Below are 12,739 nucleotides of genomic sequence, written 5' to 3'. Positions count from 1 at the left end.
CATGTCGCAGGTGGAAAACGACACGGCGCGATGGGTCCGGTCGCATTCATCATGGCGGGGTCGCAAACATCCGGGCGGGGCCTTTCTGGCTGGCGCAATCTCCGGCCACCTCAACGGAGCCCGTTTTCCCCATGAATGCCCCGATCACCGCTGCCGGATCCTCCACTGCCTCCTTCCTGCGCCTGTCCTCGATCGAGATCACGCCGAAGCAGGTCGAGAAGCTTGCCCTGCTCAAGGAGAAGCTGGTGCCCGGCTGCCGCGTCTTCGTGGCCCTCATCGATGCGGGCGATCTTGGCGCCCAGATCGAGGCGGTGAAGCAGCTGAAGGCGGCGGGCTTCCAGCCGGTGCCGCATGTGCCCGCGCGCTTCGTCAAGGACGAGGCCGACCTCCGCGCCCGCATCAAGGCGTTGGCGGAAGCCGGCTCCGACACCATGCTGGTGCTGGGCGGCGGTGCGCCGGAGCCCATCGGCCAGTATGACGCGGCGATCCAGCTACTGAACACCGGCGTGTTCCAGGCCAATGGCGTCAAGACCATCGGCATCGCCGGCCACCCCGAGGGCAACCCGGACATCACCAAGGTCCATGGCGAGGCGGTGCTGGTGAAGGCGCTGAAGGAGAAGCAGGCCTATCTCAAGGCCAATGGCCTCGACGGCTTCATCGCCACGCAGTTCCTGTTCGAGGCCGGCCCCGTGACCGAGTGGGCTAGGGGCCTGCGCGCCGAGGGGATCGAGCTTCCGATCTATGTGGGCATTCCCGGCCCGGCGACCATCAAGACGCTGGTGAAATATGCCGCCATGTGCGGCGTGGGCAATTCCGCCCGCTTCATCCGCAAGCAGGCGCTGAACATCACCAAGCTGCTCACCGTCAACACGCCGGACGATTTCGTGGCCGGCCTCGCGCAGGTGCATTACGGCCAGCCCGACCTCGGCATCGCCGGCCCGCACCTCTATCCGTTCGGCGGTTTCGACAAGCTGTTCGACTGGCTGGCCACGGTGAAGTGATATTTCTAAAGCCGTCATCCCGGCGAAAGCCGGGACCCAGCTTTGGTTCAACCCGTGCCGATGCAAAGCGGGGTCCCGGCTTTCGCCGGGATGACGGTGCTATAGGGGGTCGTCTTCGACGAGTGTCGCAAGCACGTCGATGTCATCGTGAAGATCGCGCCAATCCCGATTCATCTTCTCGATCAGTTCAATCTTCCAATTTCGTTTCCATTCCTTGATCCGCTTTTCGCGGAGAATGGCGGCGTCCACCGTCATGTGATGCTCGTACCAGACGAGTGTGTGCACCGCGTAATCGGACGTGAAACCGGGTGTCGTGCCGTTCTTGTGATCACAAACGCGGGAATAGAGGTTGCTCGTCACGCCCACATAGAGAGTACCGCGATAACGGCTCGCCATGATGTAGACCGCGGGATATTTCTCCATGCCACATGGTAAGGCGACCTTGGCGTCCAAGAAAGGTCGAGCGGAACAGGAAAATCGATTACGTTCCAGGAAACATGCATTCCCCATCGTCCGTCACCCCGGCGAAAGCCGGGGCCCCGCTAAATCGTTCAGCGTGCACGGATACAAAGCGGGGTCCCGGCTTTCGCCGGGATGACGGTCTTTAATGATCTGGTCCCCGGCTTACGCCGGAACGTCCTGCTTGCCGAACAGCTTCAGCTTCGCCGGCGCCCTGGCGGTGGCGCAGAGGAAGTTCCAGGTGTAGTGCGCGTAGCTGCGGAAGACGTAGATGTCGAAGACATTGTCTTCCAACACGTCGAGCAGTGCGGCGATTTCGGCGTAGCGCATGCGGCGGCAGCAGCCTTGCACGTATTCGGGGTCGAGCAGGTCCAGCGACGTGCCCTTCATGATCACCTCGCGGCAGCCGTCGCCCTCGAGGCGGATCACCGCGCGCATGTCGGAGACGTCGACGACGAGCGAGTGGATGCCCTGCAGTGCTTCGCGCAGGCTGGCCAGCAGCTCATGCGCCTTGTGGCGCGAGCTGAGGATCAGCCACTGGTCGATCGAGAGCCAGAGGACCCTGACGTCGCCCCAGGTCACGGAGGTGCGGGGTTTCGTCGGAAGCTCCACGCCCAGCACGCCCTTGACGGCAGCCATGAAGGCAGCATCCGAGGTGAGGCCGCGGAGATCGATCATGCCGCGCTCGGTGATCTCGCGGATGGAGATCGAGAGGCCGGCAGGAGCGGTCACGCCGGCGAGCGGCGATTGATAAGAGAGCTCAGACATTCAGCTTGGCCCCTTCCTTGTCATAGAAGACGGTGTCGGTGATCTTGGCGCGCACCACCTTGCCGCCCGGGAGCGGGAAGGAGATGGTTTCGCCCATGCGGTTGCGGCCATTCTCGATCAGCGCCATGGCGATGGAGCGGCCGAGGGTGGGCGAGCGGTAGGAGGAGGTGACCTGGCCGATCATCTCCATCGGCGGCTTGTCCTTCACCTGGCGCACGGCATAGGCGCCGTCGGGGAGAACGTCGTTCGGATCCTCGGTGAGGAGGCCGACGAGCTGCTTGCGGTTCGGGCCCTTGAGATAGGACTGTTCCAGCGAGCGCTTGCCGAGGAAGTCCGCCTTCTTCTTGGAGACGAGGCCGTCGAGGCCGACGTCGATCGGCGTCGTGGTGCCGTCGGTTTCGTCGCCCACCACGATGTAACCCTTCTCGGCGCGCAGCACGTGGAGCGCTTCGGTGCCATAGGGCTCAAGGCCGAATTCCTCACCCGCCGCGACGATCGCCGTCCACAGGCCGAGGCCGTAATTGGCAGGCGTCGCCACTTCGTAGGAGAGCTCGCCCGAGAAGGAGATGCGGTAGACGCGAACGGGGTAGGCGCCGAGCTTGCCTTCGACGAAGGACATGTGCGGCAGGGCTTCGTTCGACAGGTCGAAGTTCGGGTCGAGCTTCTTCAGCACCTCGCGCGCCTTGGGCCCCGCGATGGCGAACTGCGACCAGTTCTCCGTCACGTTGGTGACGAAGACCCTGTAATGCGTCCACTCGGTCTGCAGCCACTCTTCGAGCCAGGCCGAGATGCGGTCCGCACCGCCGGACGTGGTGTGCATCAGGAAGTGGTCGTCACCGAGCCGCACGGTCACACCGTCGTCGGTGAGGAAGCCCAGCTCGTTCATCATCAGGCCGTAGCGGCACTTGCCGATCTTCAGCGTCGAGAACATGTTGGTGTACATGCGGTCGAGGAACTCGGCTGCATCCGGCCCCTTGATCTCGATCTTGCCGAGGGTGGAGGCATCGAGCAGGCCCACCTTGTTGCGCACGCTAAGAATCTCGCGGTCGATCGACTGGTGGTTAGTCTCGCCATTGCGCGGATAGGTATAGGCGCGGCGCCACTGGCCAACGGGCTCGAACACCGCGCCATGGTCCACATGCCACTGGTAGATGGCGGTGCGGCGGATGGGCAGGAACAGGTCCTTGGTGAGGACACCCGCCACCGAGCCGAAGGAGAAGGGCGTGTAGGGCGGGCGGAAGGTGGTGATGCCCACTTCCGGGATGGTCTTGCCGCTGGCTTCGGAAATGACACCGAGGCCGTTGATGTTCGACGTCTTGCCCTGGTCGGTGGCCATGCCGAAGGTGGTGTAGCGCTTGGTATGCTCCACCGACTCGTAGCCTTCGCGCTGGGCGAGCTCGAGGTCGGCCGCCGTCACGTCGTTCTGGTAATCGATGAAGTGCTTGTTGCCTTCATTGTACTTGCCCGTGGCGGGCGCGAACCAGATCGGTTCCAGCGGGCGCTCCTCGGCCTGCTGGGCGGCCGGAACGGAATGGAGATTGCCGTTGCCGGAGAGCTTCGAACCGGCGTGGTAGGCCTCCTCGAGGATCTGGTGCAGGCCGAAATGGCCGTTGGCGGCTCCGATGGCGGTGATGTGGTCGTGATGCTTGTCGGGCCGGAAGGCCTGCAGCGCATCGTCGAAACGGATCTTGCCGCCATTGTGGCACCAGAGGTGCAGCGCCGGGTTCCAGCCGCCGGACATGGCGACGAAATCACAATCCGCCTTCGTCTCCTTGATCACCCGGCCCTGGCCCTTGCGGTAGGAGGCGATCTTGACGTCGGTGATGTTGAGGCCGCCCCAGGTGGTGTTGACGGCCGAGATGACGGAGCCCGTATCGACCGGGATCCCCATCTCGCGCGCCTTGTTGGGGAGAGCCCCTTCGGCGCGCGCACGGCTGTCGACGACGCGGACGCCCACACCCGCATCCTTCAGCACGATGGCCGTCTGGTAGGCATCGTCGTTGTTGGTGAAGACGACGCCATTGGACCCCGGCGCAACGCCATAACGCTCCACCATGCCGCGGGCGGCGGACGCCAGCATCACGCCCGGACGGTCGTTGTTGGCGAAGGCGATGGGACGCTCGATCGAGCCCGTGGCAAGGATCACCTGATGCGCACGCACCTTCCACAGGCGATGGCGCGGCACGCCCTGAGAGAGGAGCGCCGGGTCATGGTCGGCGACGCGCTCGAACAGCATCACGAAATTGTGGTGCCAGTGGCCCACCACCGTGGTGCGGTTCAGCACATGCACGTTCTCTGCCGCATAGAGCTTCGCACCCTTGGCGGCCGTCCACTCGGTGAGCGACTGGCCTTCGATGGCGCCGCCCGAGATGTCGGCGAGGCCGCCCAGCTGCGGGTTCTCGTCGGCGATGATGACCTTGGCGCCATTGGCCGCGGCGGCTTCGGCTGCCGCGAGGCCGGCGATGCCGCCGCCGATGACGAGCACGTCGCAATGGACGTGGATCTGCTCGTAGGTATCCGGGTCACGGCCTTCCGGCGCCTTGCCGAGGCCAGCCGCGCGGCGGATGAAGGGCTCGTAGACATGCTTCCAGAAGGACTGCGGCCACATCAGCGTCTTGTAATAGAAGCCGCCGGGGATGAGGCGCGAGAAGGTGTTGTTGATCGCACCCACGTCCCAGTTGAGGGACGGCCAGCGGTTCTGCGACACGGCGGTAAGGCCGTTGAAGATCTCGACCTGGGTGGCGCGCAGGTTCGGCTCATGCCGCGCGCCATCGCCCACGCCGACGAGCGCGTTCATTTCCTCGGAGCCGAGGCCGATGACGCCACGCGGGCGGTGATACTTGAAGCTGCGGCCGAAGACGCGCTGGCCCGAGGCCAGCACGGCGGAAGCGACGGTGTCGCCTGCGAAACCCTGGACGGTCTTGCCGTCGAAGGAGAAGCTCACTTTCCTGGTGCGGTCGACGAGGCGGCCGCCGGAGCCCAGACGATATGGCTTGCTCATGCCTTGTGCTCCGACTTGAGGCGGTGTTCGAAATACTCGGCCCACTGGCCCTTGGCCTGGGCGATGACATCGCGCGGCGGCAGCTCGGTGATGCCGTAGAAGGCCTTGAACTCCATGGTCACCGTGTCGCGCGCGGCGTGGAACCACTTGCCGCAGCCGCGGTCGCAGCGCCAGCGCTCGAAATGCAGGCCCTTGGGGTTGATGCGGATGAACAGGTAGTTGCGCTGCTGCTCGTCCGTGACGTGTGCGGGATCATGGGTGGCGGGGCGGCGGATATGCGCCTGGCCGCCGGCGTGGAAATCCGTCTCGTCACCTTCGGCGCCGCAGACGGGGCATTTGACGACTAGCATCGGGCTTACTCCTAGTGGGCGACCGCGGCGGCGACGGATTCGTCGATCAGGCGGCCTTCCTGGAAGCGGTTGAGGCCGAAGGGCTCGGCGATGGGGTGGGGGCGGTCATTGGCGATGGTATCGGCGAAGACCCAGCCCGAACCGGGGATGGCCTTGAAGCCGCCAGTGCCCCAGCCGCAATTGACATAGAGGCCCTCGACCGGCGTCTTGGAGATGATGGGCGAACGGTCGCCCGTCATGTCGACGATGCCGCCCCACATGCGCAGCATGCGCAGGCGCGAGATGATCGGGAAGGTCTCGACCAGTGCGGCCACGGTGTGTTCCAGCGCCGGGAAGGAGCCGCGCTGCGAATAGTTGTTGTAGGGGTCGGTGCCGCCGCCGATGACGAGCTCGCCCTTGTCGGACTGGCTCATGTAGCCGTGCACCGTGTTGGCCATGACCACGCAGTCGATGACCGGCTTGATCGGCTCGGAGACCAGCGCCTGCAGACACTGGCTCTCGATCGGCATCCTCACGCCCGCCATGTCCATGATGGTGGAGACATGGCCGGCGGTGACGACGCCGATCTTCCTGGTCTTGATCGCGCCCCTGGTGGTCTCGAGGCCGACCACCCTGTCGCCCTCGCGCTGGATGCCGATCACTTCGCAGTTCTGGATGATGTCGACGCCCATCGAGTCCGCGCCGCGGGCATAGCCCCAGGCCACCGCGTCGTGCCGGCCCGTGCCGCCGCGCGGCTGATAGTATGCGCCGAGGATGGGGTAGCGGCAGTTGGGATCGTCGTTGATGATCGGGACGATCTCCTTCACTTCCTGCGGCGTCACCATGCGGCAGTCGAGGCCGGCGAGGCGGTTGGCATGGGCCGTGCGCTGGAAGGCGCGGAACTCGTGCTGCGTCTGGCACAGCATGAGCACGCCGCGGGGGCTGAACATCACGTTGTAGTTCAGGTCCTGCGACAGGTCCTCGTAGAGCGAGCGGGCGAGCTCGTAGATGGCGATCGAGGGGTCCTGAAGGTAGTTGGAGCGGATGATGGTGGTGTTGCGCCCGGTGTTGCCGCCGCCCAGCCAGCCCTTCTCGACGACCGCGATATTGGTCATCTTGTGGTTCTTGGCGAGGTAATAGGCGGTGGCCAGGCCGTGGCCGCCGGCGCCGACGATGACGGCGTCATATTCCTTTTTCGGGTTGGGCGAGCGCCAGGCCCTCTCCCAGTCCTTGTGGTAATTCATCGCGTTTCGCGCGAGCGAAAAGATGGAATAGCGCGGTTTCATGGGTGAATTCCTTGCAACTGGGGCGGTTTCTAACGCAACCGCAAGGGCCGAACAAAGGCTTTTCCGACGCCAAGGGGCCGCCGTGCGACAATGCGACCGGATTTGCCCCTGCGGGATGAATTGCTTTAATAGGCCTCAAGGGAATATCTCATGGATCACCATGATCTGGATCGTTTTTGCCGCCATGACCGCGGCCGTGCTGGCAGCACTGCTGTGGCCCGTGGTCAAGTCCAAGCCTGCCGAGAGCATTGCAGAGCGCGCCGCCTATGACCGCGCGGTGTTCCGCGACCAATTGGCCGAACTCGACCGTGACGTCGAGCGCGGCACCATCGGCCAGGCCGAGGCCGATGCGGCGCGCAATGAGATATCCCGCCGCCTGATTGCGGCCTCGCAGGAGGCGCCGAAGAAGAAGGTCTCGGGGATCGCCTGGGCCGCCATTGCCGCCACGCTGATCGTGCCTGCCGTGGCGCTGCCGCTCTACATGAAGGCGGGCAACCCGCAGCTGGCCGACGTGCCGCATGCCGAGCGCATGGCCAATGCCGAGAAGAACGGCGACATGGCCGCACTCGTGGCCAAGGTGGAACAGCACCTCGAAGCGAACCCGGACGACCTGCAGGGCTGGCAGATCCTCGCCCCCCTCTACCGCCGCGACCAGCGCTGGCAGGATGCGGCGGACGCCTATCGCAACATCGTCCGCCTGTCGCCGCCCGATGCCGCCAATATCTCGGATTACGGCGAGGCGCTGGTGATGGCCAACCAGGGCATGGTACCGGCCCCGGCGCATGCGCTGTTCGACGAGGCGCTGAAGCTCGACCCGAAATTCCCCAAGGCGCGCTTCTATGATGCGCTTGGGCTGAAGCAGGAGGGCAAGACGGACGAGGCCAAGGCCGCCTTCGAGGCCTTCCTGAAGGACACGCCGGAGGATGCCCCGTGGCGCCCCATGCTGCTCGCCGAGATGCAGGACATGAACGCCAAGCCCCCCGCGCTCGACCAGCAGACCATGGCGGATGCCGCGCAGATGAGCGGTGCCGACCAGCAGGCCATGATCCGCTCCATGGTCGACGGGCTTGAACAGAAACTCGCCGCAAACCCGGACAATCTTGACGGCTGGCTGCGGCTGATCCGCGCCCGCGTGGTGCTGGGTGATACGGACAAGGCCCAGGCCGCGTACAAGAAGGCACTCGAAACCTATAGCGGGAACGAAGATGCGCTGGCCCAGATCGCGGCCCTTGGAAGGGACATGAAGCTCGAATGACCAGGAAGCAGAAGCGACTTTCCCTGATCCTCGGCGGCCTCGCCGTCATCGGCCTCGCCGCGGGGCTGGTGCTCTATGCGCTCTCCGACACCATCACCTTCTTCCACACGCCGAGCGACCTCACCGAGACGGGCGTAAAGGTCGGCCAGCGCATCAGGCTCGGCGGCATGGTGGAGCAGGGGAGCGTCAGGAAGGGTCCCGGCACGGTGACGAGCTTCGGCGTCACCGACACGCTCAAGACCGTGACGGTGAGCTATGACGGCATCCTGCCGGACCTGTTCCGCGAGGGGCAGGGCGTGGTGACGGAAGGCAAGCTGCAGCAGGATGGGTCCTTCGTCGCCGACACGGTGCTGGCCAAGCATGACGAGAACTACATGCCGCGCGAGCTCGCCAACAGCCTGAAGGAAAAGGGCGTGAAGCTGGGCAAGGGCGCGGAAGAGGGGGCGATGCAATGATCTCCGTTGCCGAGGTTGGACATTTCGCGCTGATCCTCGCGGTCGGCGTGGCGCTCTACCAGTTCATCGTGCCGCTGGTCGGCGCCCAGCGCGGCGACGTGGCCGCGATGCGGGCAGGAATCTCCGCGGCGATCTTGCAGTTGGTGCTGATCGCCATCGCCTTCGCCGCACTCACCCATGCCTATGTGACGTCCGACTTCTCGGTGCTGAACGTCGTCGAGAATTCGCACTCCGCCAAGCCCTTGCTGTATAAGATCAGCGGCGTGTGGGGGAACCATGAGGGCTCCATGGTGCTGTGGGTGCTGATCCTCGCGCTCTATGGCGCGGCGGTGGCGCTGTTCGGCCAGAACCTGCCGCTGGAGCTGCGCGCCCGCGTGCTGGCGATCCAGGGGTCGATCGGGCTCGCGTTCCTGCTCTTCATCGTGATGACGTCGAACCCCTTCATCCGCGTCGACCCGCCGCCGATCGAGGGCAACGGCCTGAACCCCATCCTGCAGGACCCCGCCCTGGCCTTCCACCCGCCCTTCCTCTATGCGGGCTATGTCGGCCTCTCCATCGCCTTCGCCTTCGCGGTGGCGGCCCTGATCGAAGGCCGTGTCGATGCCGCCTGGGCGCGCTGGGTGAGGCCCTGGACGCTGGTCGCCTGGATGTTCCTCACCATCGGCATCGCCATGGGCTCGTGGTGGGCCTATTACGAGCTCGGCTGGGGCGGCTGGTGGTTCTGGGACCCGGTGGAGAATGCGAGCTTCATGCCCTGGCTGGTCGCCACGGCCCTCATCCATTCGGCCATCGTGGTCGAGAAGCGCAACGCGCTGAAGATCTGGACGGTGCTGCTGTCGATCCTCGCCTTCTCGCTCTCGCTCATGGGCACATTCCTGGTGCGCTCCGGCGTGCTGACCTCGGTCCACGCCTTCGCGGTGGACCCCGAGCGCGGCAGCTTCATCCTGATGATCCTCTGCCTGTTCATCGGCGGATCGCTGTCGCTCTTCGCCTGGCGCGCGCCGCAGCTCAAGGCCGGCGGCCTCTTCGCGCCGGTGAGCCGCGAAGGAAGCCTCGTCGTCAACAACCTGCTGCTTTGCGTCTCCTGCCTCGCGGTCTTCGTCGGCACGCTCTACCCGCTGGCGCTCGAAACCCTGACGGGCGAGAAGATCTCGGTGGGTGCCCCCTATTTCGACCTGACCTTCGGCCCCATCATCCTGCCCTTGCTGCTGCTGGTGCCGGTCGGCGCCTTCCTGGCCTGGAAGCGCGGCGACATCGGGCTCGCCATGAAGCGCCTGGCCTGGGCGCTGGTGCTGGCGCTGATCGTCGGCGCCATCGTCTTCGCGCTGAATGTCCGGGGCCCGTGGCTCGCGCCCGTGGGCATGGCCATCGCCGCCTGGCTGGTGTTCGGCGCCATCGCCGATCTCGCGGCCAAGGTGGCGCTGTTCAAGGTGCCGCTCGCCACCAGCTGGCACCGCCTCACCGGCCTGCCGCGCTCGGCGATCGGCACCGCCGTGGCCCATGCCGGGCTTGGCGTGCTGGTGGCCGGCGTCATCGCCATCTCGCTGTGGCGCATCGAGGTGATCGTGGCGCTCAAGCCCGGCGAATCCGCCGCGGTCGGAAAATACACCGTCACCTTCACCGGCGAGGCGCCGCTGGTGGGGCCCAACTATACCGGCAAGGTCGGCAGCTTCACCCTGAAGGAGGCTGACCGCGAGCTGGCCACGCTGCGCTCGGAAAAGCGCAACTTCAAGCCGTCCGGCATGCCCACCACCGAGGTGGGCCTGTACCAAACGTGGCACGGCGACGTGTATGTGGTGATGGGCGACGAGACGACGGGCGGGGCGCGCGCCATGCGCATGTATTACAATCCCTTCGTCAACTTCATCTGGTTCGGCGCCACGATCATGTTTGCAGGCGGCCTCCTGTCGCTCTCCGACCGGCGCTACCGCGTCGGTGCGCCGAAGCGCGCGGCCACTGCGCAGGCGGTGCCGGCGGAATGAGGAAGCTCCTTGCCATTCTGGCCCTGCTCGTCGCGGTGCAGCCCGCCCTGGCGCTGACCCCCGATGAGCAACTGAAGGATCCCGCCCTCGAGCAGCGTGCGCGCGCCGTTTCGGCCCAGCTGCGCTGCCTCGTCTGCCAGAACCAGTCGATCGATGATTCCGAGGCTCCCCTCGCCAAGGACCTGCGGACCTTGGTGCGCGAGCAGATCACGGCGGGCAAGACGAACGAGCAGGTGCTGGACTACATCGTCGAGCGCTATGGCCAGTTCGTGCTGCTGAAGCCCCGCTTCGAGCGCGAGACGCTGATTCTCTGGGGCACCCCCTTTGCCGTGCTGCTGATCGCCGGCGGGGCCATGCTGCTGCGCCGCAAACGCTCCCAGGTGGCGCCGGAGACACCTTTGACCGAGGACGAGAAGCGCGCCCTCGAACGCGCCCTGCAATAGCCTCGGGCCTGCCGCAAGACTTACCGAAGTTTCATCTTCCGGACAGGTCACCGTAAGGGGCGGATACCTAGCTTGGACCCATCGAACAACAACCTCGATGGAGACCAAGGAAATGTCCTCTGCAAAGAACAAGACGCTCGGAGCTTTCGCTGCCGGCCTCATGGCTGCCACGGCTTTCGTGACCGCCGCGTCGGTTCTCCCCTCCACCCCCGCCACCGCGCAGAACCAGCTGCAGGCTGCCGCGGTCGATCCGTCCAAGGGCTTCGCCGACCTCGTCGACCGCGTCATGCCGGCCGTCGTCAGCGTGCAGGTGAAGTATGCCAATGCCGCCGCCACCGGCGAGGACCAGGCCCAGGGCAAGCGCGGCATGCCGAACGGCATGGAAGACTTCTTCAAGCAGTTCCCGCAGTTCAGGAACATGCCGGGCATGGGCCAGGGCGACCAGGGCGGTGATGGCGAGGACTCCCACCCCAATGGCGGCATGGCGATGGGCTCCGGCTTCATCATCTCGGCCGATGGCTATGCGGTGACCAACAACCACGTCGTCAAGGACGCCGACCAGGTGTCGGTGACCATGAAGGACGGCACCGAGTACAAGGCCGAGGTGATCGGCACCGATCCCAAGACGGATCTCGCGCTCATCAAGATCGACGCCAAGGACAAGAAGTTCGACTACGTGTCCTTCACCAAGGACGAGCCGCGCGTCGGCGACTGGGTGATGGCGGTGGGCAACCCCTTCGGCCTCGGCGGCACGGTGACCACCGGCATCGTCTCGGCGCTGGGCCGCGACATCGGCTCGGGCCCCTACGACAACTTCATGCAGATCGACGCCGCTATCAACCGCGGCAACTCGGGCGGCCCCGCCTTCAACCTCGAGGGTGAAGTCGTCGGCATCAACACCGCCATCTTCTCGCCCTCGGGCGGCTCCGTCGGCATCGGCTTCGCCATCCCGGCCTCGACCGCCGAGAACATCATCGACAGCCTGAAGGAGAACGGCAAGGTCACCCGCGGCTGGCTGGGTGTGCAGATCCAGCCGGTGACGGAAGACATCGCCGAGAGCCTGGGCCTGAAGGATGCCAAGGGCGCCATCGTCGCCGACGTCACGGAAGACTCACCCGCACTCGCCGCCGGCGTGAAGCAGGGTGACACCATCCTGAAGATCGACGGCAAGGATGTGAGCGACTCGCGCGATCTCTCGCGCAAGGTCGCCGGCATCAAGCCGGGTGACTCGGTGCCGCTCACCGTCGTCCGCGACGGCAAGACCATCGACCTCGACGTCAAGATCGGCACCATGCCGGACGACAAGAAGATGGCATCGAAGGACGCGCCCAAGGAAGAGGCCGACAAGTCCGTGTCGCTCTCCGCACTCGGCCTCAAGGTCGCGCCCGCCGAGGATGGCCCCGGCGTCACCGTGACCGATGTCGCCGAGGGCTCGGCTGCGGCCGACATGGGCCTCAAGGCCGGTGACACCATCCTCGAGGTGGCTGGCCAGGAAGTGCACGCGCCGTCCGACGTGCGCGCCGCGCTGAAGGCCAACGACAAGAAGAAGGTCCTCATCCTGGTGAAGACCGACGACGGCCAGCGCTTCATCGCGCTGCCCACCGCCAAGGGCTGATCCCCGGCGGTGACGGTAGAAGGCACGCGGACAACGCCCCAACCCCCCGCTCCGCGTCTCGCGTGCCTTTCCCGCGCGGAGGAGGGTGGTCCACCCCCGGACCTCCTCCTCCGCGCCCCCCTTTTCACCGGAGATGGAACATGCA

General features: G+C 65.6%; 11 protein-coding genes. 6 read left to right on the top strand and 5 right to left on the bottom strand.

Going from position 1 to position 12,739, the window contains the following annotated elements; all coding sequences use genetic code 11:
* Positions 1-131: 131 nt before the first annotated feature.
* Complete coding sequence (locus tag DK847_RS04760) at positions 132-1,001, top strand: methylenetetrahydrofolate reductase (RefSeq protein WP_161957152.1); 870 nt, start codon at positions 132-134, stop codon at positions 999-1,001.
* A gap of 99 nt (positions 1,002-1,100) precedes the next feature.
* Here DK847_RS04760 and DK847_RS04755 read toward each other — a convergent pair whose 3' ends face one another.
* The 5 genes from DK847_RS04755 to DK847_RS04735 form a co-directional block, all read right to left on the bottom strand.
* Positions 1,101-1,424 carry a GIY-YIG nuclease family protein gene (locus tag DK847_RS04755; protein WP_111196494.1) on the bottom strand — a complete coding sequence of 108 codons (324 nt, stop codon included), beginning with the start codon at positions 1,422-1,424 and terminating at the stop codon, positions 1,101-1,103.
* A 201-nt stretch (positions 1,425-1,625) separates the two neighbouring features.
* Positions 1,626-2,228: a sarcosine oxidase subunit gamma gene (locus DK847_RS04750; protein ID WP_111196493.1), complete on the bottom strand. Its 603-nt coding sequence runs from the start codon at positions 2,226-2,228 to the stop codon at positions 1,626-1,628.
* Positions 2,221-5,229 (bottom strand): sarcosine oxidase subunit alpha family protein, encoded by a 3,009-nt coding sequence (locus tag DK847_RS04745; RefSeq protein WP_111196492.1) that lies wholly within the window; start codon positions 5,227-5,229, stop codon positions 2,221-2,223. Before DK847_RS04745 ends, DK847_RS04750 begins: the two co-directional genes overlap by 8 nt.
* Complete coding sequence (locus DK847_RS04740) at positions 5,226-5,579, bottom strand: sarcosine oxidase subunit delta (RefSeq protein ID WP_111196491.1); 354 nt, start codon at positions 5,577-5,579, stop codon at positions 5,226-5,228. The genes DK847_RS04745 and DK847_RS04740 overlap by 4 nt, the downstream gene beginning before the upstream one ends.
* An 11-nt stretch (positions 5,580-5,590) precedes the next feature.
* Entirely contained in the window at positions 5,591-6,844 is a 1,254-nt protein-coding gene (locus DK847_RS04735; RefSeq protein WP_111196490.1) for a sarcosine oxidase subunit beta family protein, read from the bottom strand.
* Positions 6,845-7,004: 160 nt separating this feature from the next.
* Here DK847_RS04735 and ccmI point away from each other — a divergent pair, with 160 nt between their 5' ends.
* The 5 genes from ccmI to DK847_RS04710 all read left to right on the top strand — a co-directional run bounded on the left by ccmI (position 7,005) and on the right by DK847_RS04710 (position 12,594).
* The gene (gene ccmI, locus DK847_RS04730; protein WP_161957151.1) at positions 7,005-8,099 is read left to right on the top strand and encodes a c-type cytochrome biogenesis protein CcmI; all 1,095 of its coding nucleotides are present in this window, start codon (positions 7,005-7,007) and stop codon (positions 8,097-8,099) included.
* Positions 8,096-8,554 (top strand): cytochrome c maturation protein CcmE, encoded by a 459-nt coding sequence (gene ccmE / locus DK847_RS04725; protein WP_111196488.1) that lies wholly within the window; start codon positions 8,096-8,098, stop codon positions 8,552-8,554. The genes ccmI and ccmE overlap by 4 nt, the downstream gene beginning before the upstream one ends.
* Entirely contained in the window at positions 8,551-10,536 is a 1,986-nt protein-coding gene (locus DK847_RS04720; RefSeq protein WP_111196487.1) for a heme lyase CcmF/NrfE family subunit, read from the top strand. Before ccmE ends, DK847_RS04720 begins: the two co-directional genes overlap by 4 nt.
* Positions 10,533-10,979 carry a cytochrome c-type biogenesis protein gene (locus tag DK847_RS04715; RefSeq protein ID WP_111196486.1) on the top strand — a complete coding sequence of 149 codons (447 nt, stop codon included), beginning with the start codon at positions 10,533-10,535 and terminating at the stop codon, positions 10,977-10,979. Before DK847_RS04720 ends, DK847_RS04715 begins: the two co-directional genes overlap by 4 nt.
* A 112-nt stretch (positions 10,980-11,091) precedes the next feature.
* A complete protein-coding gene (locus DK847_RS04710) occupies positions 11,092-12,594 on the top strand; it encodes a Do family serine endopeptidase (protein ID WP_245414526.1) in 1,503 nt (500 codons plus the stop codon).
* Positions 12,595-12,739 lie beyond the last annotated feature (145 nt).

Source organism: Aestuariivirga litoralis (assembly GCF_003234965.1).
In the GTDB taxonomy this organism is placed as follows: domain Bacteria; phylum Pseudomonadota; class Alphaproteobacteria; order Rhizobiales; family Aestuariivirgaceae; genus Aestuariivirga; species Aestuariivirga litoralis.
The sequence above is the reverse complement of the archived record's forward strand: the minus strand, read 5'-3'. Positions and strand labels throughout refer to the sequence as shown.